Origin of the sequence: Mycobacterium decipiens (assembly GCF_963853665.1) — a bacterium.
GTDB lineage: Bacteria > Actinomycetota > Actinomycetes > Mycobacteriales > Mycobacteriaceae > Mycobacterium > Mycobacterium decipiens.
Map to the genome: position 1 here is coordinate 3710874 of NZ_OY970459.1, position 23300 is coordinate 3734173.

General features: G+C 63.7%; 16 protein-coding genes and 1 pseudogene. 7 read left to right on the forward strand and 10 right to left on the reverse strand.

Annotation, left to right across the window (positions count from 1 at the left end):
- The first annotated feature begins 18 nt into the window (after positions 1-18).
- Positions 19-1515 (forward strand): acyl-CoA carboxylase subunit beta, encoded by a 1497-nt coding sequence (locus AADZ55_RS16335; protein ID WP_085324963.1) that lies wholly within the window; start codon positions 19-21, stop codon positions 1513-1515.
- Positions 1516-1574: 59 nt separating this feature from the next.
- On the opposite strand, the gene AADZ55_RS16340 is transcribed toward AADZ55_RS16335, so the two are convergent.
- From AADZ55_RS16340 to AADZ55_RS16370, 7 genes are read right to left on the reverse strand one after another with little or no spacing between them, the layout of a single operon-like run.
- A complete protein-coding gene (locus AADZ55_RS16340; protein WP_242670107.1) occupies positions 1575-2321 on the reverse strand; it encodes a TIGR03857 family LLM class F420-dependent oxidoreductase in 747 nt (248 codons plus the stop codon).
- A gap of 40 nt (positions 2322-2361) precedes the next feature.
- Positions 2362-3543 carry an acyl-CoA dehydrogenase family protein gene (locus tag AADZ55_RS16345; protein ID WP_085324962.1) on the reverse strand — a complete coding sequence of 394 codons (1182 nt, stop codon included), beginning with the start codon at positions 3541-3543 and terminating at the stop codon, positions 2362-2364.
- A 14-nt stretch (positions 3544-3557) separates the two neighbouring features.
- Positions 3558-4613: an acyl-CoA dehydrogenase family protein gene (locus AADZ55_RS16350; RefSeq protein ID WP_085324961.1), complete on the reverse strand. Its 1056-nt coding sequence runs from the start codon at positions 4611-4613 to the stop codon at positions 3558-3560.
- Between the two features lie 2 nt (positions 4614-4615).
- On the reverse strand, positions 4616-5446 hold the full coding sequence (locus AADZ55_RS16355) for an amidohydrolase family protein (RefSeq protein ID WP_085324960.1): 831 nt from the start codon (positions 5444-5446) through the stop codon (positions 4616-4618).
- Complete coding sequence (locus tag AADZ55_RS16360; protein WP_085324959.1) at positions 5443-6987, reverse strand: AMP-binding protein; 1545 nt, start codon at positions 6985-6987, stop codon at positions 5443-5445. The genes AADZ55_RS16355 and AADZ55_RS16360 overlap by 4 nt, the downstream gene beginning before the upstream one ends.
- Before the next feature lie 21 nt (positions 6988-7008).
- The gene (locus tag AADZ55_RS16365) at positions 7009-8211 is read right to left on the reverse strand and encodes an amidohydrolase family protein (RefSeq protein WP_085324958.1); all 1203 of its coding nucleotides are present in this window, start codon (positions 8209-8211) and stop codon (positions 7009-7011) included.
- A 19-nt stretch (positions 8212-8230) separates the two neighbouring features.
- Positions 8231-9067, reverse strand: a complete 837-nt coding sequence (locus AADZ55_RS16370) for an enoyl-CoA hydratase (RefSeq protein WP_085324957.1) — start codon at positions 9065-9067, stop codon at positions 8231-8233.
- Positions 9068-9277: 210 nt separating this feature from the next.
- Between AADZ55_RS16370 and AADZ55_RS16375 the strand changes: the two genes are divergently transcribed.
- Positions 9278-9535 carry a hypothetical protein gene (locus AADZ55_RS16375; protein ID WP_242670104.1) on the forward strand — a complete coding sequence of 86 codons (258 nt, stop codon included), beginning with the start codon at positions 9278-9280 and terminating at the stop codon, positions 9533-9535.
- A 131-nt stretch (positions 9536-9666) separates the two neighbouring features.
- Here the strand turns inward: AADZ55_RS16375 and AADZ55_RS16380 are convergent, their stop codons facing one another.
- A complete protein-coding gene (locus AADZ55_RS16380) occupies positions 9667-10323 on the reverse strand; it encodes an adenylate/guanylate cyclase domain-containing protein (protein ID WP_341286209.1) in 657 nt (218 codons plus the stop codon).
- Positions 10324-10476: 153 nt separating this feature from the next.
- Positions 10477-13746: a LuxR C-terminal-related transcriptional regulator gene (locus AADZ55_RS16385; RefSeq protein ID WP_423202322.1), complete on the reverse strand. Its 3270-nt coding sequence runs from the start codon at positions 13744-13746 to the stop codon at positions 10477-10479.
- A gap of 886 nt (positions 13747-14632) precedes the next feature.
- Here AADZ55_RS16385 and AADZ55_RS16390 point away from each other — a divergent pair.
- The 5 genes and pseudogenes from AADZ55_RS16390 to AADZ55_RS16410 all read left to right on the forward strand — a co-directional run bounded on the left by AADZ55_RS16390 (position 14633) and on the right by AADZ55_RS16410 (position 22483).
- Positions 14633-15540: pseudogene (locus AADZ55_RS16390) on the forward strand (cyclic diguanylate phosphodiesterase).
- A 692-nt stretch (positions 15541-16232) separates the two neighbouring features.
- Positions 16233-16988 carry a hypothetical protein gene (locus AADZ55_RS16395; RefSeq protein ID WP_085324954.1) on the forward strand — a complete coding sequence of 252 codons (756 nt, stop codon included), beginning with the start codon at positions 16233-16235 and terminating at the stop codon, positions 16986-16988.
- Positions 16989-17118: 130 nt separating this feature from the next.
- Positions 17119-18504, forward strand: a complete 1386-nt coding sequence (locus AADZ55_RS16400) for a cytochrome P450 (RefSeq protein WP_085324953.1) — start codon at positions 17119-17121, stop codon at positions 18502-18504.
- 14 nt (positions 18505-18518) lie between these two features.
- Positions 18519-20630, forward strand: coding sequence for an Rv1355c family protein (locus tag AADZ55_RS16405; RefSeq protein WP_085324986.1), 2112 nt, complete (start codon positions 18519-18521; stop codon positions 20628-20630).
- 17 nt (positions 20631-20647) lie between these two features.
- On the forward strand, positions 20648-22483 hold the full coding sequence (locus AADZ55_RS16410) for a putative bifunctional diguanylate cyclase/phosphodiesterase (protein WP_085324985.1): 1836 nt from the start codon (positions 20648-20650) through the stop codon (positions 22481-22483).
- A gap of 58 nt (positions 22484-22541) precedes the next feature.
- Here the strand turns inward: AADZ55_RS16410 and AADZ55_RS16415 are convergent, their stop codons facing one another.
- Positions 22542-23225, reverse strand: a complete 684-nt coding sequence (locus AADZ55_RS16415) for a class I SAM-dependent methyltransferase (protein ID WP_085324952.1) — start codon at positions 23223-23225, stop codon at positions 22542-22544.
- Between the last annotated feature and the right edge of the window lie 75 nt (positions 23226-23300).

Sequence of the window (23300 nt, forward strand, 5' to 3'; positions counted from 1 at the left end):
AGTATGTAGGACGGACGCATGACGAATGCCGAGGATTGGAAGGAGACGCTCGAGGATCTCGATCGTCGCCGTCAGCACGCGTGGGAGATGGGTGGGCCGGAGCGGCTTGACAAGCACCGCGGCACGGGCAAGCTGGACGCCCGCGCGCGGGTCGAGCGCCTGCTCGACCCGGGAACGTTCCGCGAACTCGGCACGCTCGTCGGCGGTGAGATCGCGGCCGACGCGATCGTCACCGGCTCCGGCATGATCAACGCAGTGCCGGTCATGGTGGGCGCCGAGGACTTTACGACGATGGCCGGAACCATTGCACCGGGCAGCAATTCCAAGCGCTACCGCATTGCCGAGCTGGCGGTGCGCGACAAGATCCCCCTGGTGATGCTGCTCGAAGGTGCCGGATTTCGGCCCACCGGTGTGCATTACGGTCGGACTCCGACCGACCTGCTCGCCCAGGCGCGGTGTTCGGGCCGGGTTCCGACGGTCACCGCGGTGCTCGGCCCCTCGGCCGGACACGGCGCGCTCGTCGCCCCGGTCTGCGATTTCACCATCATGAGCCGCCACGGAGCGATCTTTACCGCCGGGCCGCCAGTGGTCAAAGAGTCTACGGGAGAAGATATTTCGAAGGAGGAACTGGGCGGACCGGACGTCGCCGTTGCCAGTGGGGTCATCCACAACGTCGCCGACGACGACGCGGCGGTCCTGGATGCAATCCGCCGCTACCTGTCGCATTTTCCGCCGAGCGCGTGGTCGTACCCGCCGTCGCTTCCGGCCTCGGAAACAACAATGCGGCGACCCACGCCGGAGCTGCTGGATATCGTCTCCCGAGACAATCGCCGCAGCTACGACGTGCGCGCGGTGCTCGACGTCGTCTTGGACCGTCCCGATTGGTTCGAGGTTCAGCCGGGGTTCGGCAAGGCGATCATCTGCGCCCTGGCGCACCTCGGGGGGCATCCGGTCGCGGTCGTCGCCAACCAACCGCAGGTGCTGGCCGGGTCCATCGACGCCGATGCCGCCGACAAGGCAGCGCACTTCATCATGGTGGCCGATTCCTTCCACCTTCCGATCGTCTTCCTGGCCGACAACCCCGGCATGTTGCCGGGCGGTCGGTCCGAGCGCGAGGGAGTGTTGCGGAGCGGCGCGCGGATGTTCGCCGCCCAAACGGCGGCCACCACGTTGAAGCTGCACGTGACGCTGCGCAAGGCCTATGGGTTCGGCTCCATGGTGATGTCGTTGATCAGCTTCGACGACCAGGTGGCCACGTTCGCCTATCCGGGCGCCACGATGGGCGCGATGGGCGCCGCGGCACTCAGCCGGGCATCGAACGCCGACGAGGACCTCTCGGCCAAGCTGCGCGGCGCCGAGCTACAAGCGTCGTACCGCTCGGCCGAGCACATGGGCTTCGACGAGCTCATCGATCCCCGCGAGACGCGTGATGCGCTGCTCGCCGCCCTGCAGCGCGGCATCTACAGCCGGCAGGCGGCCGCGGAACCGGTGACGCGCACGCTGATCATGCCGTGAGGGATGGTGCGCAGGTAACCACCACGTGTCGACTTGTGCACGTCATCTGTCCAGCCGCCTCAGCTACTAGAAGCGCCGGCTCGATAAGCCGCAACTGCTCGAGAAGATGATCGTCTACGGTGGCCAAGCACGACCAAAGCTGTCCGGGTCTCGGCCGGCCTTCTCCGCGGCCGTTTGACGGCTGTGCCGCAGCGCTGCAACGTTTCCGGGGTGAAGTAGGTGTGCAGGACGACGTCATCGAACACACGACCTCCGAGCGCGAGCGTGTTGGGACCAAATGCCACCAGTGCCAGACGAATGTCTTCGTCGAAGTCCCGATCGAGAAACAACACCGGGTACTTGCCCATCGGACCGTCGCGGTTGAAGATCACCTCGCCGTGCCACAGCCGGCGCATGACCTGGGCCCAATCCTGCATCTGCGCGGTTGTTACCGTCGGTACGCCGAACGCTGGGTAGATCGCGGCGATGCCGCGGCCGATCCCCAACAGCCGATGCATGGTGGTCGCCCAAGACGCGGTGATCAGGAGGTGGCGGGTGTTGTGATTGGTTGCTGCGGTCGCGATCTGCATCCGGGTGGTCACCGCGCACGCGGCTCCGACAAGCGACGACGCTTCCTTGACGTTCCAACGCTCGGAAATGAATGCGGTTCCGAAGCCCAACTCCTCCCCGCGACGCGCTTCATCCATCAAGGTCGCCGGTCGGGCTCCCCCGGCACCGGCCAGCAGGTAGTACAAGCTCGTCCGCGAGGCGACGATCTCAGTCGTTCGACGAGCGTGAAACCGTTGCGACGACACACCGATCACCATCGCGGCGAATTCACGTTCGGCGCGAGGATCGATGTACCAACTACACCGGCGGTGAGTAATTGGGTTTACCCAGCCCAAGCAGGTACTGGCCGATCATGTTGCGGAACACCTCCAGCGTGCCACCGTAGATTCCCACCAGCGGGGCGAACCGGTAGACGTATTCGGCGCCGCCGTCATCGACGGCCCCGTCGGCGCCAAGCGGCAGCGCCGACGCGGCACCGAGTATGTTCATCAGGTCCGGGGAGATGTCTCGCATCGTCTGCGCGATGGCCACCCGGCCGAAGATGTTCGGCGCACTCAGCGCCGCCTCCATCCGAGCGACGCTGCGGCCCAATCGATATGCGACCGATTGATCGTCGACAAGCCGCCGCCCGGTGGGATCCGGCCGTGTCACGCACGCTGCGGCCCTGTCGAGGGCCTCGGACATGGCCCCGGCTTGGTGCATCATTATCGAGGTATCCTGCAAGCCGTCGGCAGCCGCCGCGACCGCGCCGTGTTCGACGTTGAGTGGTTCGCGCAGGACCGTCCAGCCGCCGTTCACGTCGCCCAGCCGATACCTGTCATCAACGTGGACGTCGTTGTAATAGACAATGTTGGTCCGGTCGCCGTCCACGGTACGGATACCTTGGATTTCGATGCCCGGCGAGTCCAGCCGAACCAGGAACATGGTCAGGCTATTGTGCTTTGGCGCATCCGGGTCGGTATTGGTGATGAGGAATACGTACTGGCAGTGGTGCGCGCCGGTGGTGAACATCTTTGCGCCGTTGATCAGCCAGCCGTCACCGTCACGCGCCGCACGGGTCTTACAGGTGGCCGCATCGGAGCCGCCTTCGGGCTCGGTGTAGCCGAGGCAGAGCCGCACCTGGCCACTAGACACCTTGGGCAACACCTCCTCCTTGAGCGCCGGTGAGCCGAACTTCGCCACCGAGCGCGCCACCATCACCGTCGTCCCCCAGGTCACCCATGGCACGTGAGCCCGCCGCTTTTCCAGCTCCCAGATGCGCCGCCGCACCCGGTTGAAGCCGCCTTCTGATGCCGGCTTCCACTCCGCGGCCAAGTACCCTGCGGCACCGAATGCCAGGTGCACACCCTCGTCGAAATTGTCACCCGTCTCGCGGTCTCGTCGCCTGACGTCCTCGGTCACGTGTATGGCCAAAAATCTGCGCGCCTCGTCACGGAAGGCCTGTTCCGCATCGGACAATTCGACCCGGGAGAAGTCCATCGCCTCGCTCCTGTCTAACGCCGTAGCGCACGCTCGCGCGCGGTCACGATCTGCGCGACCCGCTGCGTCGCGGTGCCGGGATCGCCACCCGCCAGTGGCCATCCCCTGGCCCGTACCAGATACGCGGTCGCGGCAGCCTCCGCCGAAACTCCAAGACCGCCTTGGATGTGGACCGCCATCGTCGCGGCGTTGGCGGCCTCCTCGGCCATGAACACGAACGCCGACGGCGCCAACTCGGGGCGCTCGTCGGGTTCATTGTCCAGGAACCAGGCCGCGCGTCGGACGAGGTTGCGCCCGGCCTGCACTGTGATGGCCATATTGGCCAGCGGATGCGAAATGCCCTGCAACGTCGCGATTGGTACCCCAAGGGTGTAGCGAGTCTTGGCGAACTCCGCCGCGATGGTCATCGCCTCCTCGACCAGACCCACTAGGGCCGCGGCGGTCAGCAGTCGCCACTCATCCAGTGCTCTTTGGTACTTGGCTAACGCTTCGGGACCGCGAGCAACGATCGTTCGAGTGTCAGCGGTGGCCGGGTCCACCCAGGCCATCGGTAGGCGCCCGATGTTCTCGACCTTCGCCGGCCGGGTGGCGAAGGCCAGACGCACGATCAGGTCGCCGTCCGGGACGACGACGTGGTCGGCGATCGACCCGGTCGGAATCAACCGGGGACCCTGCCCGAAGTCGATCCGGGCGTCGAGTGCCCCGAGCTGTTCTCCGCTGACCACCCCGGCTGGGTCGCCGGGCAAACCGCCCAAGTGGGCCAGCAGTCGCGCCGCACAGATGTGGTCAATCCAGGGAACCGGGGCCAGCGACCGGCCGATCTCCTCGGCCACCAGGGTGAGGTCGACCAGCGTCGCCCCATCACCGCCGCACGACTCGGGCAACGCCATCGTCGTCGCGCCCATCGCGCACATCCGCTCCCAGAGGTTCTTATCGAACCCGGACGGTTCTGCGGCGCGGACCATTTCGATCGGGCAATGCGTCTTGAAGAATTTCCGGTACGCGTCCTGCAGGGCGAGGTGGTCGTCGGACAGGCTGTAGTCCAGCCTGCGCAGCTCGAAGCGGTCCATCGTCAGCGCTCCTGCCCGAAGAAGAATTCCTGCGCGTTGCCGTAGAGGTAGTTGTCCAGCACCGCGGGGGGCAGATCCAGAGAGCGGGCTTCTGGTACCACGCGACGCATGGGCAACACCGGCCAGTCCGACGCGAAGATCACTTTGTCCGCACCCCGCGTACGCAGGTAGTGCAGCAGGCTTTCGGGCAGCCGCTTGGGCGACCATGCCGAGGTCATCAGCCTCAGATTGGCGTACTTGAGCATCAGTCGAATCGCGACGTCCCACCAAGGATCGGCTCCGTGGATCATGCACAACCGCAGTTCGGGGAAGTGCACGCACACCCGGTCGAGATGCATGGGATGCTGCACCTCGCCCGGGATCGGCGGCCCGGGGATACCGGTGTTGATGCACAGCGGAAGGTCCAGTTCCGCGCACTTGGCGTAGAGCGGGTAGTAGACGGCGTCACTGGGCGGGTACCGCCCATCGCCCCAGAAGCTCGGTCCTACAACGGCGTATGCGACCGGCAGTTCGCTCACGATCGCGGTCAGTTCACGCAATGGGTGCACCGGGCGCAGCAGGTCAACCCCACCCATGCCAAGTGCGAACCGATCCGGCTTGGCTTCGACGAACTTGCGCGCGGTGGTGGACGGGTTGACCAGCGAGTCCATCAGGATCGCCTTCTGCACGCCCTGTTCGTCCATCTCGCCGAGCAACTCGGCCAGATCGACCGGATCGAACATCGACCGCGGGCCGTTGAAGTAGTCATCACGGACCTTGAGCATCCACGATGGTTGGGCGCCGGCTTCCCCGAAGTGCACGTTCACCAGGCAGTCAATTGCTCTATGTGTCACGCGGATCCCTTTACCGGAAGCCGTTGTACGGCTGCTTGTCTGGCCCACCGACAATTCGGCTTACCGTTGCCGAGGTGGGGAATCTGGTCAACGAAGATGAACGCCTTGGGCGCTTTGAAATGTGCCAGCCGCGAGGTGCAGTGGTTGTAGAGCGCCTCGTCCGCCACCACATCCGAGCCCGGGTGCCGGGCGATCAGGGCGACCACTTGTTGGCCCCACCGTTCGCTACGCCGTCCGATCACTAGCGCGTCGTCAATGTCGGGATGCGTGCGCAGTTCTTCCTCGACCTCTTCGACGAAAACCTTTTCACCACCGGTGTTCACGACGAGTGAATCGCGGCCTAACAGCCGGATGCTGCCGGCCTTCTCGACCGTTGCCCGATCCCCCGGTATTGCGACGCGTCGGCCATCGATCTCGGGAAAGGTACGTTGGGTTGCTACGGCATCGTTGAAGTAGGCGAGCGGAATCCGGCCCGTCCTGGCCGTCCAACCGATCCCAGGCTCCCCGGGTCGCAGCAATCGGCTGCGATCGGCGGAGACGACGGCCGTGCCAGCCCCGGGCGCAAATGTGTCGCTGGCGGCTCCATTGCTGCTATACCCGAACGCCATATTGCCGGTTGCAAACGATCCGAATCCTTCAATAGTGGTGATGGGTGGCAAGCATTCCATCAGTGCCCGTTTGTATTTCGCGCTCGTGGTGGCGCCGCCGGAACCGATCGCGTTCAGCGAGGACAAGTCGTATGGATGTGCGCGCAGCTCGGCAACTAGCGTTCCTGCGTATGCGCCGCCGACCATCGTTGCCATGCTTACCTTTTCGCGCTCGGCGGTTGCCCACACCGACCGCGCGTCGAGCTTGTTGCGGTCTTCATACAGCACCACCGGTAGGCCATTGAGGAAGGCGGCGAATGCTGTCCACATGCCGCCCGCATGCATCAGCGGAGAGACCGCGAACCACGGCTGGCCACCAGCACGGACCTGCCGATGGATCTCTTCGACACTGCGGTGATCGGCCCCCGTCATCGACGCCACATACATATCGCTCTGGCGCCACAGAACTCGCTTGGGTTGCCCCGTCGTCCCGCCCGTGCACATCATGATCAGGTCGTCCGGCGAACCCTCCACGTCGCGGTCGGCGCAACCGACGGCCAATGCGTCGTTCAACGAAACGGCGCCCGACAGTTCGGGAACCGCGCTGCCGTCGTCGATAGATGCCATTAGCTCGGTACCGCTTTCGGGCAATACCTCTGCGAAACGTGCGCCCAGCAAGCGGTGGTAGATGATGCCCCGGGGACCTAGGTATTCGAGCAGATCACGGATCTCGCCCGGCGAGTAGTGGTGGTTCACACTCACCGGGACAGCTCGTGCCTTGAGGCATCCGATCACCACCCCGAACCCCTGGTCGCTGAGGTAGTTTGCCAGTATTCGAGTTCGTGTTCTGGCCTCAGCGAAAGTGGTTCGGCGGGTGCCGCACATCGTCATCAGGCGGTCGGGAATGACGTCCGCGATGGCGTCTAGCACGGCGCCGATGGTCCATGCGGTCACGACAATGCTGCCTACCCTGCCCTAGGCAGCCGAAGCCACCGTGACGCCAAGGAAGGTCAAAGCGTTGTCGCGCATGATCTTCCGTACGTCGGACGCACTGAAACCCGTTAACTCATCGGTGAACGACAGCGGCGACTCCAGGCCTTCACCGTGCGGCCAGTCCGAGCCGAACAGGATATGCTCGATTCCGAGCCTTTCGGCCAGCAGCCCGAGATCTTCCTCGTAGTAAGGAGAAACCCACACGTGCTCACGCAACGCTTCGACCGGGTCGTTGGGGAAGGATCGCGGGTGCTGGTTAGCCAGCTTCTTCAGGCGCTTGGCGAGCCGGTGCACCCATTCCGAGCCGTTCTCGATGCTGGCCACCCGCAGCGCGGGATGCCGATCGAAAACCCCGTGCACGATCAGCGATGCCATGGTGTCGTGGATAGCGCGGTCGTCGACAACGATCTTATCCAGCGGGTCGGGAGCCGCAAATGCCTCGAAAGTGGCTTTGCCGCCCCACATTCCGGCGATCTTCAGATATCCGCTGTCCCCTAGATGGAAGGCCACCGGGACATTCGCCTCGGCAAGTCGTGCCCAGACCGGGTCATGCGACGGATGCCCGAGCGAGCGGCTCTGCCGAAGACCAGGCACCGGAGCGGGTCGCACATGAACCAGCCGGGCGCCGCGGCCCAGAACGAAATCGACTTCCTCGACCGCCTGCTGCGGATCGGCAAGCGAAATCATCGGCGCTGTGAGGATGCGGTGATCGGCTCTGTCGAAGCCCCAGTCTTCGTCGAGCCAGAGGTTGAAGGCATGCAATGACGCCATCGTGGCCGCCACGTCGTCCTTGAGCGCCTCTTCCACCCCGCAACCGAACGTCGGGAACATGACAATCGTCTCGATGCCCTGACGGTGGACCACCGCGGCCCGGGCGTCGCGGCTTCGGTATTCCGGTCGCAGTTCTAGCTTTTCGACCTTCATCAGTGACGCGGGGTCGACACCGTCGGGAATCTCGCCCCGGAACAGCGAATCCAAGCAGCCCGGCAGGATGATCGGATCGAACGTGGGGTTGGGAATGAAACGGTTGACGCGATCGCCGATGATCGCCAGGGTGTGCCTGCCATCGCTGACCATCTGGACGCCACGCCTGCGAAACCTGTGATCCAGGTGCCGGGTAAATGCGTCCAGCGGCTCGTAATAGTGGTTGTCTACATCGATCGCCTGGTAGCTCAAGTTGCCCATGATCGTCCTTTCCGGGCTCTCAAGCGTCGGATGAGTGCAGCGACGGAAACCTCGGTGGCCGCTTCTCGAAGAAACTCACCATCCCCTCGACGACGTCCGGGCGTGGCATCGCCTCGTGCAGCAGGACCTCGGCGCGCGAAGCGGCTTCCACGACATCGCCGGTGGCATCGCCATAGACCTGCCGTTTGATTACGGCCATCGAAGCCGGCGAGCAGTGTGCGGCGATGTCCTCCGCGTACTCCAGGGCGCGCTTCAGCAGATCTTCGGGCGCCACGACTTCGGTCACCAAGCCAAATTCGGCTGCCTCGTCGGCGAGGAAGGTACGACCACTCAGCAGCAGGTCGAGGGCGACGGCCCAGCTGGTCAACCGCGGAAGTATCCAGGAGATGCCAAACTCGGCGATCAGCCCACGGCGGGCGAACACGGCGGCGAACTTCGCGCCAGCCGCCGCGAACCGGACGTCGCACATCAGGGCCTGGGTCAGTCCGATGCCCACGCAGGAACCGTTGACGGCCGCGATGACCGGCTTACGCAGTGTGGTCACAAAGTGAGGTGGACGCTCGCCGACCAGGTCCGCCAGATTCGTCTGGCCCGCTCGCTCCATTGAGCCGCCGACCCCGGCCGCCGAGGCCGGCGACCCCAGGTGGGCGCCGGCGCAGAACGCCCGGCCCCGACCCGTCAGCACGATCACCCGGATCGCGGGATCCTGTTCGGCGCGGTCGATGCCAGCATAAAACCCGGCGGCCAGGTCGGGGCCCCATGCATTGAGCCGCTCCGGACGGTTGAAAGTAAGTATTGCGACGCCGCTGGTGGTGGCCTCGTAGAGCACCGCATCTTCGGTATCGGCGCTGCTCATCGGCATTTTCCTCCCACCTGGGCCGATCCTTGTATCCATACTGTATACCTATCGGTACTGCGTTCCACAACGGCCGGTAGGCGCTCGTAGCGAACTGCGCCCCTCGGCGTCCACTGACACGCCGGAGAGCCCGAATTGCGCGCAGTCAGCGCACGACATACGTCGATGTGCTGATGATTTATGACTCCTAGCTGGCGGATGATGGATCCGATGCCTGAGATTGATCCGTGCGAGCAGAAGACGCCGCTGCCAATTTCGTCGGCGCATGAAGGCGCCCACACGATCGAATTTCAACTCCGCCAGGAGTTACGCGAGTACGCCGTGAAGGTGCGCCAGTTGGCTTACACCCTGCCCAACGGAGCGGGCGAGCACGCTCTTCTGCAGATGTCTGAGCAGATGACCATCACCGCTGACCAGCTCGCTTTGAGCCGACCCGGTGAGTCCGAAGACGAAGATTGGGTGTGCTGAGTAGCAGACTCGTTAGGCCCAGGTTGATCCTGGTTGGCGCAGAATGATTTCGGCGGCCACGTGAGCCGAGCCATAGGGGGCTCCCGCTCGCTGCTCGCGGGAGCCCCGTCAGCGCAGCCGTTACGCGCTTTTCACCCGCCAGGACCGCGCCGGCGTACACGCGACGATTGGGCGTGAACACGACGCTTGGGCGCTACGCGAACAAGAACCCGCTCCACATGGGGAACTCCGTAAACGCCGGCGGATCTCTTCGCGCTGGCGGGCTTCATACGCAGCGGCGGGAAATCGTTGCGGAGGTCCGGATGGCACAGCTGCGCTATGCGTTGTGACTGGGGCAAATCGCGCAGTTCTTGGGACCCCAGACCAATCAGCCAAGCACGACTGGGAAGCCGGCCGAGCACCGCGTCCTCGGTAGCGCCCGATATCACCGTCTGTCCGCCATGAGCCAAATCCCGTAACTCCGCAGCCAGATTCATCGTCGGGCTCGCGTAGATGCGGTCATCGAGCAGTTGCACCCTACCGGTATGGATCCCGATGCGTAGCAGGGTCGGGGCCAGCGGAGCCTGGTGTAACGCCAACGCACATTTGACGGCGGCGCTGGCCTGGGCGAACGCAACCACGAAACCATCGCCCTTGCCGTGATCCACCAGGCGCACACCGTCGTGTTCGGCAACGATGTCCGATACCTTCCCACCGAGTTCCATCCAGGCGGTGATCGCCTCGGGTTGGATGTCCCACATCGGATCCTCAACGCCAGCGAGCAGCAACGTCACCGTCCGCCTCAACATAAGCCAGCCAGCTTCTAGATCGCCCCAAAACACCGGCGCGTCATCTGCACAAAGACTGTCCATACGCTCCACGATGCGCGCACGAGGAGCCATGAACATCAGCGACAACGCGCAAAGAAGCCCGCTTTGGGTACGTATTGCCGCACCCAGTGACTAGTGGTCAGTGGGATAATTCGAGTGTTGCGCCGCTGCTTGTACCAATTGGACGCGGGAGGTCAGGTCTAGCTTGGCGTAGATGTGGGTAAGGTGCGTCTGTACGGTGCGCGGTGAGACGAACAGCCTCGCCGAGATTTCCTTGGTGGCCAGTCCCTCGGTTACTAGCTGTACGATCTTGTGCTCAGCCGGCGTCAGCGCGTCCCAGCCGTTGCTTGGGCGTTTGCGTTCGCCGCGACCGCGCTGTGCGTAGGCGATCGCCTCGTCGAAGGGCGCCGCACTTCCCTCAGCCCAGGCGGCGTCGAAGTCCGCCTCGCCCATCGCATCATGAAGCGCCGCCATGGCGGCCTCATAGTCGGCATCCCAGATCTTGTGGCGGGTCTCCCCCGTACGCTGCCGCTGGCCTGCTGCGGCGCCGAACAGGCGCGCAGCTTGCCGGTGGCTACCGGCGTCACTGGCCAATCCGGCGAGCAGTTCGATGGCATCCGGCATGGCGAGGTACGTCTGCGCGTCGACGCCGCACGCAACCGCGGCGTGGGCATCATCGCGTGCCCTGCCCAGATCGTCCTGCGCAATGGCTACTCGCGCCCGCGCTATCAGCGCCACCATCTGGTGCCATCCCGTGCTCGCAAGGACGGCTTCGTCGGCGAAGCGTCGCGCGGTGGGCACATCTCCGCGAGCCAGGGCTGCCTGCGCCATGAGTTCGCGGTGTGTCGTTACCACGTTCTGTTGATTACAAAAATCCCAGCTGGCCTCGCTGGCGTCGACGGCCGCGGTATCGCCTGTGGCCAACGCGGCGCGGGTTATCGCTCCGTAACCCATGCATTGGTATACGCCGCCCAGCTCGGTGGCAGCTTCCAGTGCCGCATCGGCGATCGCATTGGCCGCGCAGTCGCCGCGGTAGGACAGCGCCATGGCCTCGACGTACAAGCCGAGCACCTTGGTGACGACGTCGTTGGCCTCCTCGGCCTCGGCGGAAATCTCGCGGGATAGTGCCAATGCTGCGTTGGGATCGCCTTCCCACATCTGCGCAAAGCACAAAAATAGCCGGCATTGACGCGAGACGAATCGGTTTCCGATGTCTTCGGCGAGCTCTCGAGCCTGTTCGATCGCTGCTCGCAAGGGAATTGGCTCACCGTATATGAAGATCCCGACCATCTGCCAGTATCCGATTTGGCTCAAGGTCCACTCATCTTCTATGGCGCGCGCGACCTCCATCGCCTCGGCGAAGTAGGGCTCAGCCGCTTCTGCGTCGCAACTACAGCAGCCGCAGGCGACGAGCGCTCGAACCAATACCGTGGAGTCGTCTGCGTCGCGGGCGAGCGCCAGAGCGTGTTGGGCGTGCGCGACGATGTCGGGGGCAACCATCGGCCTCATGGCCAGCCAGGCGTTGAGGATTACCTTCTCCGCAAGCGCCCGCGCCCAAACCCGTGCCGGCACGCCGAGATGACTGTTGTCTTCCCCGTCGAGAATGGAGTCGAGCCAGGCCAACCCTTCGTGCATGCGTTCCTGCGACCACAGCGGCTGCAGTGCCGACGCCAGCTGCAACGCGGCTGTAATATCGCCGTTTCCACGGCTCCAGGTAAACGCGGCGCGCAGATTGTCGATCTCGGTTTCCGCCTGCAAGAGGCGTTGTTCATAGCCGGTGGAGGCGGGAGGGTTCAGTCCGGCCGCCATGGTTGTGTAGTGAGCCAAGTGCCGCGCGCGAACCTCGTCGACTTCATCGGATTCGCTCAGTTTTTCTAGCGCATACTGGCGCACGGTTTCCAGCAGCCGATAGCGCGTGCGGCCTCGGCTTTCTTCGGCTACCACCAACGATTTGCCCACCAGCAGCGCCAACTGATCAAGCACCGGATAGCGCTCGACGAAGTCGTCGCTGGAAGCCGCGGCGACCTCGCATGCCGCGGTAAGGCCGAAACCGCCGACAAATACCGCCAGTCGGCGAAACAAGATCCGTTCGGCTTCGGTCAGCAGTGCATAAGACCAATCCATCGATGCCTGGAGTGTCTGCTGCCGCTGCACCGCGCTGCGGGCACCACCGGTCAGCAGGCGGAAGCGGTCATCCAAACTGTTGGCGATCTCGCTTGGCGCCAACGACCGCAGCCGTGCCGCGGCCAACTCGATCGCTAGGGGCATACCGTCTAGCCGCCGGCAGATCTCGCTCACGGCTTCGGTGTTGTCAGCCGCGATCTCAAAATTGGGCTGGACCAGGCGCGCACGTTCGGTGAACAACTGGATCGCTTCGTTGGCAAGACACAGCGACGGCACCAGCCAGGTGACCTCGCCGGTGACCCCGATCGACTCGCGGCTGGTCGCCAAGATGGTCAACTCCGGGCAAGCGCCCAACAGCGCAACGACCAGCTCGGCGCACGCATCCAAAAGGTGCTCGCAATTGTCCAACACCATAAGCATGTGGCGGTTGCCGATGGCATGCGTAAGAGTGTCGAATATTGAGCGGCCTGGCTGATCTATCAGGCCCAAAGCGTGGGCCGCGGTGGTCGATACGATGTCGGGATCGGCGATTGGGGCCAGATCCACGAAACACAAGCCATCACGAAATTCCGATGCCGCCGCGATCTGGATCGCCAGACGGGTCTTGCCCACACCGCCGTCACCGCGCAGCGTCACCAGCCGGTACTTCGCCAGGAGCTCTTGCACCTCGCGAATCTGCGCATCACGGCCCACAAAAGTGGTGAACTGCACCGGAAGATTGGATCGGGTGACGACCGACGGTCGCAGCGGCGGAAACCCATAGGGAAGGTCTGGATGACACAACTGGAGAACCCGTTCTTGGCGATGCAGAACCCGCAAGGGGTAGCTACCGATGTCGATCAACCAGGCGTCTGCCGGAAGCTGGTCTGAGACCAGATCACTTGTAACTGCTGACAGCAAAGTCTGGCCTTCGTGCGCTAGGTCGCGCAGGCGCGCGCTCTCGTCAATCGCAGCGCCGACGATGGTGCCGTCGTCGCGCAGCCGGACATCACCGGTGTGCACACCGACCCGTGGCCGCTTGGGTGCCAGGGCTGTGAGCTGCAGGTCCAACGCGCACGCGATCGCGTCGCCGGCGCGCAGGAACGCAGCCACGAGACCGCTACCCAAGTCTTGATCGACGGGTCGCACCACCCCACCATGGGTCGCGATTGCATCCGATACCGTGCGATCCAGGTTTGAACCGTTTGCCGCCAGCTCCTCTTGCCGCGCCTGCGAACGCCCCGTCGAGTCCTGGACGTCAGCCGTTAGCAACGTCACCGCCTCCACTAGCGCACTCATGCCCAGACCCACTCCCTTCAGAGAGGTTAGCCAAACGTCAGTCACTGCTAGTGGCCACCATCCGCCGGACACAGGCTCCACATACATGGCTCTTACTCCACCAACCTGGGAGCGAGGAGATCGAGCGCCCCGTCTCGGGCTCCGAAACGAGCCGATCGCGGGCCCCGGACTCGCACGATCCGTGATCACGACCAAGATCACACGAGTCGTCGAGAAGTTCCAGTCCAAGCTTGGCGACATGAAGTGGGTCGAGTACGCTAACTTGCTTGCGGCAGTTGCTGGCAACGCGATCGAAATTTGCGCCTTGCATTCGGCCGTCGCGCTCGTGCAGCCAGGTGGCCAGCACCACATCCGAGCGGCCGGCAACCACCTCGGGCAGCCGCACCGGTCGAGGTGGTATCAGCTCAGCGATGCCGGTCACACCTCTCATCGGGCGCTGCCCGATGGCGCGCTGAGGATCCCCAGATTGCCGCCCAGTCCAGGTCTTCCTGGGGTACAACGCATGTGGGCCACACCCGACTCGCCTGTGCTACCACAACACCACCGGTCTGCGCGCGAATTCGCAGATCGGGCAACCACACCACACGGCGATCCTTCGCCCGCGCCAGCGGCGCCACAGTCCGGGCGGATACGACATCGGTTCGAGAGCCGCAGTCGGGACCGAGGCAACTCGGGATCACGCTGATCCGAAAGTTTGCAGCACCGTACCCCGCACAGTCTGCACCGCAAGCCCGAACAATTCAGCAAATTCACAGACAATTCCAAGAGAAGTTGGGCCCGCCCGGGCTTAGCGGGGGGTACTGTGTTATTCCACGTGGGGGGCCCATCCAGCGCTACTTCGGCGTCCAGGGGGGCGCCGAAGCGGAGGGGCCTAGGTGCAGAGCCTCTGGATCGGTTATGTCAGCACGCTTCAGGGACCGCATGAGCGTCGGGCCGACCGAGTTGATCGATTACTACGAGATACTTAAGGCGCACATGGAAACCGACCGTGATCGATGGGCAGGCTTCGACCGCGGCCAGCAGAACACCCACGACGGTCTGTCCACCTCGATGCGCGCGGCACTGGATCGCGGTGAGTTCTTCCTCGTCTACCAGCCGATCATCCGGCTCGCCGATAACTGCATCATCGGCGCCGAGGCTCTGCTGCGGTGGCAGCACCCGACGCTGGGCACCCTGCTCCCGGGCCAATTCATCGACCGCGCCGAGGCCAACGGACTGATCGTGCCGCTCACGGCCTTCGTGATCGAGCAAGCCTGCCGCCACGTCCACAGGTGGCGTGACGATAGCACCGACTTGCCCCCGTTCGTCAGCGTCAACGTCTCCGCCAGCACCATCTGTGATCCCGGCTTCCTCCCACTAGTCGAAAGTGTGCTCGCCGAGACCGGCCTGCCCGCCCACGCCCTGCAGCTCGAGTTGGCCGAGGACGCACGCCTGACCAGAGACGAGAAATCGGTGACCAGGCTGCAGGAACTGTCTGCCCTCGGCGTAGGCATCGCCATCGATGACTTCGGCATCGGATTCTCCAGCCTCGCCTACCTTCCCAGCCTCCCGGTCGACGTGGTCAAGCTCGCCGGCAAGTTCATCGAGAGCCTCGATGGCAACATCCAAGCTCGGCTGGCCAACGAACAGATCACCCGAGCGATGATCGACCTTGCCGACAAGCTCGGTATCACCGTCACTGCAAAGCTCGTCGAAACCCCCAGCCAGGCCGCCCGGTTGCGCGCGTTCGGCTGTGAAGCCGCTCAGGGCTGGCACTTTGCCAGGGCACTACCGGTCTCCTTTTTCAAAGAGTAGGTCCCGCTGTGGACGGGGATCGATGTCGACAGTTGTATCAGGGGGTAGCACGGAAGCCCCGCACGTTTGAGCGGTGGGACCGGTTTCGGAATGAATGCTCGTCAACGTAATGCGCGAGGTTGTCCATGCCGACCGAGTGATGCGGCATGCCGGCGACGTGCCGGCTGTCCCCAGCATCAGCCCCTCACCATCCCCCAACGGCAACGGGGTCCACCACCGATAGGGTCTAAACACAGAGCAAATACAATCAAGAGCCGTGACTAACACCGAATATCGCTTTGTCGATCCTGAAAAGATCTGCCTGTTTAGTCACGTAGTTTTCGAGCACGTATGCGTGGCAATTGTGGACGCGCGCGTGTCAAAGAAAACATGGCGTGCAGAACGCGCAATATATCGGGGAGTTATGGATTGCGCCGAATACACGTAAAAGGTTCTTCGGTAGTTCGTTCACGGCCCTAGAAGCAATTCAACAATTATCAGCGACATAAACAGCAGCGAGGTTGGGCGTCAATACCCCGCCGCGCTGCGCCGTTCTGCGCGAAGGCAGCCACTCGCAAGGTAGACCTGCACCAGCCAAAACGACTGCCTGGACGTCAACGCAACCGGACGTAGCAGCCCCAACCGCTGCCCTGCTCGATGCAAACGCAGCAACTCTCGAGTTAACAGCCCAGCACCCAACATATTGGAGAATCATGACCACCCCTCAACTCCACGCCATCGCGCCGCAGAAGTTACACTTTCGGGAAAACCTCAGCGTGTGGATTTCCGATGCACAATGCCGGCTGGTGGTATCGCGACCCACACTTGACCGCGGGTTGTGGAATGAATACCTTCGCGGTGCCCACCGCACCTATAAGAAGCACGGAGTCGAGTGTACCTTAAATCTCGACAGCGTCTACAGTGGACATGACACACAGTTGTTCTTTGCTGCGCTGGATGGTCAGGGTGACGTTGTGGGGGGTGCGCGCATAATCGGGCCGCTGCGGTCAGCCGATGATTCGCATGCGGTCATCGAGTGGGCCGGTAATCCCGGAGTGCACGAAGTCCGCAAGATGATCGATGATCGGGTGCCATTCGGGGTCGTGGAAGCGAAGACCGGTTGGGTTGACAGCGACTCTCGTCACCGTGATGCGATTGCCGCGGCCTTGGCGCGCGCCCTACCGCTAAGCATGTCCTTGTTGGGGGTTCAGTTCGTTATGGGGACCGGGGCGGCCCATGCGCTGGATCGGTGGCGCTCTTCGGGGGCCGTAATCGCAGCGAAAATCCCAGCAGCTATCTACCCGGATGAACGCTATCGAACCAAGATGATCTGGTGGGACCACCGTACCTACGCGAATCATGCTGAGCCGAAGCAACTATCAAAGATGGTTGTCGAATCACGCAAGCTTATGCGCGACGCTGACGCGTTGAGCGTAACCACCACAGCGACCACAGGAGCCGGCCAGTGACCAACGCTCAGTTCTGCGTGCTCCTTCTCCGTGCGATAACCTCACGATCGTCTCGTGTTTCGCCTGTGCTTGGTGGGCTTCCGAGTCCGAGAGCTTTGCGGTGCGTAACGGGTGCGGGAGGCGAGGCGTAATGCAGGAGACGCCCATTGCGTTATTGCCATTGGCTCCGAAGAACCCGTTGTCCTATCGCCAGCGCGCTCGCGCGTTGCGGTCGTTTCATACCGGCATGGACCACCTTCGCGACGCGGGTGGTCCGGTGACTCGACTTACGTTCGGGCCAAAATGGCTAACGCCCCCGGTGGTGGTGGCGACGTCTCCCGAGGCCATTCGCGACATCCTCACCAACAAGGACGGTTCGATCGACAAAACAACCCGGGTGTTTTCCGAGTTTCGTCGGGTGCTCGGGGCAAACTTGTTCGATCTGCCGCATGAGGCGTGGCTGCCGCGCCGGCGCACGTTGCAGCCGGTGTTTACCAAACAGCAGGTCGCGGCATTCGGTGGACACATGACCGAGGCCGCCGAGTCGGTGGCGGCGGCTTGGCACGACGGTGCGACGGTCAATTTGGACACCGAGTGCCGCACCTTGACGTTGCGAGCGTTGGGGCGCTCGGTGCTGGGGCTTGACTTGACCAATCACGCCGTCGACGTCGGTGAGCCGCTGCGGGTTGCGCTGACCTATATTGCGGAGCGGGCGGTGCGGCCGGTGCGGGCACCGGCGTGGCTTCCGACGCCGGCGCGCTGGCGCGCCCGCACCGCCGCGGCGACTTTGCGGGGGCTTGCCGGCGCCATTCTGCAAGCGTGCCGTACCGATCCCGGCAGGGATGCACCGCTGGTGCGGGCCTTGATGCAGGCCACCGACCCGGTTACCGGCCAGCGGTTGACCGATCAACAGATCGCCGACGAGCTGATTGTGTTCTTATTCGCCGGTCATGACACCACCGCGACGACTTTGGCGTATGCGCTGTGGCAGCTGGGCCGGCATGCCGATATCCAGGACCGCGTCGCCGCCGAGGTGGCCAGGCTGCCCGACCGGAAATTGACCCCCGATGATGTGGGGGCGCTGCCGTACACGGTGCAGGTGCTGCACGAGGCTTTGCGACTGTGCCCGCCGACAGCCACCGGATCGCGGATGGCTATCCGTGACGTCGAGGTCGCCGGCTACCGGGTCCAGGCCGGCACGATGCTGCTCTTCGGGCGCCGCGCCGTGCAACGAGATCCGGCATTGTGGGAAGAGCCGCTGGTGTTCGATCCGGACCGGTTCAGCCCGGCGAACACGAAAGGCCGCGTGCGATGGCAGTACGTGCCGTTCGGCGCCGGCCCCCGGTCGTGCATCGGGGATCATTTCGCGATGCTCGAGGCCACCCTGGGGTTGGCGACGTTCATCCGGCGAGCTGAAGTGCACTCGCTGGTCAACGATTTCCCGCTGGCGGCACCGCTCACCGTTGTGGCCGGCGGCCCAATTTGGGCCCGCATCCGTCGGCGGAGCATGGGCACAACCTGGGAGCCACACAAGTGAGCGATGAGCGCGATATGAACCTGCCTGCACAAATTCTGGCCCCCGACGACCCCGCTGATGCCGCGGTGCTGCAGCGGCTCCGTGCCGATCCCAATATCGGCTTTATCGATCATCGTGAACTACAACTGCGGGAGTTGCTCAAATTGCGGCCGGCGCCGGATCCGGAGTTGGTCGCAGAACCGGGCCGGTGGGTATATTACCCGTGGCGGCGGGCGGTAGTAGCGGTCTTGGGCCCCCGCGGTTTTCGAACGGTGCGACTGGACCGCAACCGCAATTGCATTACCGCCGAAGAACAGACTCGGTTGGGCTCGCTGCGCATCGGTGTCGCTGGGCTGAGTGTGGGGCATGTGATCGCCCACACGCTGGCCGCCCAGGGCATGTGTGGGCAGTTGCGGTTGGCCGATTTCGATCGCCTGGAGCTATCTAACCTGAACCGGGTGCCGGCCACGGTGTTCGACCTCGGACTCAATAAAGCCGAGGCGGCCGCGCGCCGCATCGCCGAGCTGGACCCGTATCTGACGGTGCGAGTGTTTGACGCTGGCCTGACGGTTGACACCGTCGATGAGTTCCTGGACCGGTTGGACATCGTTGTAGAGGAATGCGATTCACTGCACATGAAGGCTGTCCTGAGGGAGGGCGCCCGCAGCCGCGGGATTCCGGTTCTGATGGCGACCAGTGACCGCGGCCTGGTCGATGTTGAGCGGTTTGACTTGGACCCGCGGCGTCCGATTCTGCATGGTCTGCTCGGCGAACTCGACATCGGGTTGCTACCGGGGATGAGCAGCCGCGAAAAGGTTCCGCATATCCTGCGCCACTTGGAGCCAGAGCGGTTGTCGCCGCGCTTCGCGGCGTCGTTGGTCGAGATCGATCGCTCGATATCGACGTGGCCCCAATTGGCCGGGGATGTGTCGTTGGGGGCTACGGCGCTGGCCGAGGCGGTGCGCCGCATCGGTCTCGGGGAGGAGCTGCGCTCGGGACGTACCCGTGTTGACGTCGGCGGGGCACTCGATCAGCTAGCCGAGCCGGACATGGCCCAGCAGCGTACCGCAGAGCCGACTCAGTGTTCAGAGCCAGCGCTGTCTGGGATTGCGGGGATTATCGCCGCTGCCGCGATCCGCGCACCGTCGGGGGGAAACCTGCAGCCTTGGCACATCGAAGCCGGCCCTGAAGCCATCACGATACGGATCGCGCCGGAACACACCGACAGTCTCGATGTCGGTTTCCGCGGCAGTGCCGTCGCGGTGGGTGCAGCGTTGTTCAACGCCAAGGTTGCCGCCGCGGCCCATGGGGTACTCGGACCGGTCAGCATTGCCGAAGATATTGACGGCTCGCCGCTGCGGGCCACCTTGAGGCTGGGTGACGGGAAAAACCCCGGCCTGGCGGCCGTTTATGGGCCGATGCTGGCCCGCGAGACCAACCGCCACCACGGCAAGCCCAACGCGGTCTCGGCCGAAACGACTGACGTGCTGCACGCGGCCGTGGAAGCCGAAGGTGCGCGGCTGTACCTATTGACCGCGCGAGACGATATCACCTGGGCGGCAACGATTCTGGCCGCTGCCGACCGTACACGATACCTGACGCCACGGCTGCATGCGGAGATGATTTCGGAGCTACGCTGGCCGGGAGATCCGTTTCCGGACACCGGCATTGACGTGTGCAGCCTCGAAATGGGCCATGATCGACTTGCCGAGTTGGACCTGGTTCGTCGTACGGACGTGATGGAACATCTAGCGCAGTGGAACGCCGGATCCGAGCTGGGTCAGGACACCTACGACCGCATCGTCGCCAGCTCGGCGCTGGCCGTGGTCTCGGTGCCAGGGCGCGCGCTACCGGACTATGCCCGCGGTGGATCGGCTGTCGAGGCGGTGTGGATCGCCGCGCAACAGCGCGGGTTTGCTGTGCAGCCGGTTTCGCCGGTATTCCTCTACGCTCACGATGTCGACGAGCGGCAGGCATTGTCTGCACAATTTGCCGACGAATTGGGCCGGCTGCGCAGCGACTTCCACAGTCTGACAGGCATCCCGGCCGATGATGCCCTTGTGTTGGTGTTGCGACTGGCTACCACGCGGCCGGCGTCGGCGCGGAGCCGCCGGAGCTTTGACCGCGTCCGGTTGCTGTCGGGGTGAGCCGCTACGGTGACATGATGAGCCGCACCCTGGACGAGCTGGTCACCGCGGTGGCCTCGGAGCTAATGGCGGTCACCGCCGCCACCGCGGTCCCAATCAGTGAACTGGTGCTCGCTGACCTGGCGGAGCACTTCGGCATCGACGCGAGCTTTCTTCGCCACAACGACCACGACATTCATGCGACCAGACTGATCGCATATTGGCCGCCGCGCGACTCCGTGCCAGAACCCGACCCGATCGGCCTGGTGTATTTCTGCGACGCCGACCCGGTCTTCGCGATGTCCGAAAACTTCAAAGAACCAATGGTTTTGCGTCCCGAGCCGGCAAATGTGGACTACCAGCGGCGCATCGAGGAGGGCACCGCCGTGCCGGCCGTTTCCCTGGCATGCGTGCCGCTGCTGTCCGGGGAAATCACGACCGGTGTGCTCGGATTCGTCAAGTACGGCGACCGGGAGTGGAGCCCCGGCGAGCTGCACGCGCTGCAAGCGATCGCAACCCTGTTCGCCCAGGTGCAGGCCCGCATCGTTGCCGAAGAACAATTACGCTACCTAGCCGACCACGATGATCTGACCGGATTGCTGAACCGCCGAGCCCTAATAGCCCATCTCGATGAGCGGCTCGCCGGTGGCCGGCGCGGCCCGGTGACGCTGCTATTCCTGGATCTCGATCGACTCAAAGCGGTCAACGACTACCTGGGGCACAATGCCGGTGACCGGCTGATCGAAGTCTTCGCCGACCGGCTGCGCCAGGCAGCCGGAGACCCGGCGATCATTGCCCGTTTCGGCGGAGACGAGTTCGTCGTGGTGCCCGCTGCACCGATATCGGTCGATGCCGCAGAGGCGTTCGCCCATCGCTTGCAGGCGCGGCTGGAAAAGCACGTGGTGATCGACGGTGAGACGCTTACCCGCACGGTCAGCATCGGTGTCGCCAACGGCATTCCGGGACGTGACAGCACGTCGGATCTGCTTCGCTGGGCCGATCACGCGGCGCTGGCGGCGAAAGCCGGCGGCGGCGGCAAGGTCGTGGTTCTCAGCCACGAAATCAGCGCAAGGCACGTGCTACAAACCGACGTTGAACTGCACCTGGAAGGGATGACCGAGTCTGATCTGGTACTGCACTACCTTCCCGAGGTAGACATGCGTACCGGCAGAATCCTGGGCGCCGAGGCGCTGGTGCGCTGGCAACACCCGACGCGGGGATTGCTGTTTCCTGACTCATTCATCCGGGTGGCCGAATCCATCAATCTCGCGGGCAAGCTGGGCCGGATGGTGATGCGCTTGGCGTGCGCGGAGTTCAGTCAATGGCGCACAGCGTCTGTGGGGTGTAATGCGTTGTTGCGCATCAATGTCTCGCCAGTGCAGCTAGTCGCCGAGGGTTTTGTCGATACGGTGGCCGGCACCCTCGATCAGTTCGGTCTCGATAGCGATCTGGTGTGTCTGGAGATCACCGAAAGTGCGGTGGTCCAAGACATCGAACCCACCCGAAGGACACTTGCCGGGCTCAAGGAGGTCGGCGTGCATTTGGCCATCGACGACTTCGGCACCGGCTACAGCGTGCTGACCCATCTGAAATCCCTGCCGGTGGACACCATCAAAATCGATAGGGGGTTCGTCACCGAACTGGGCAGCAATGCAAGTGATCTGGCGATCATCCGGGCAATCATGGCGCTAGCCAAGGAGTTTGAACTCGAAGTCGTCGCCGAGGGCGTCGAGACCGCCGCTTCGGCGCAGGAGTTGCTGGCGTTGGGCTGCTACCGCGCGCAAGGATTTCTGTTCTCGCGTCCCGTCGACGGCGCGGCGATGAAATCGTTGCTGGGCAAAGGCGTGATACCCGTGGCGCGTCCTTTGGGATAACCCCCGGCTCCAAACGTGCCCGAGTACGCCGGTCGTAAACGCGAATGGGGCCAGCTACTCAGGTAGCCGCGCGGCGTGCCGAGATCATGATAAGGGGCGAATCGGGGATGCGGCCGACGTCCACATCATCGAGCTCGACCTTGCTGGCCAGGGTGCGCGCGTCATCGAGGTCGATGGAACGGCCTGCGATCCAGGTGTGAAAGAGCGCGAGATTGACGGTGTCGAAAAGACGCGGCGCTTTGTAATGCTTGATGAAGTCCTTCGCGTCTTCGAAGGTGGCGCTGCGATCGGCATCGGTGACCAACAGCGGGCCTGCGGATTTGAGCACCCGAACACATTCAGCAAACCCGGCCTCTCGTGAGGTCCAGTGCTTGATCGAGCCGTAGCTGATCACTCCGTCGAAGGAGCGGTCGGCAAAATCCAACTTGGTCGCATCACCCTGTTGAAACTTAACGCGATCGGCGTACGCGCGCATGCGTTTGCTTGCGCGCTTGAGCTGCGGCTCCGACAGATCGATGCCGATGATGTTGAGATCCGGGCGCTGATCGGCGATGTAATTGGTGAACAGACCGCCTCCTGAGCCTACGTCGAGAATGTGGGAACCCTGTGGAAGGTGCTGAAGGAAGCGCTCGTCGATGATTCGACGGGATCGGTACACCGCCGGTGCGACCATCGTCTCGTATATCCAGGCGTGCGGACCTGTGTAGATGGCAGTAATGTTGTTGAACAGCGCCTTTGCCATATCATGCTCCTCATGTCGTGCTCAGCCGGTCTTCCAACCGTAGCGAGACACAAATACAGTTGGCCTGAGTGCCTT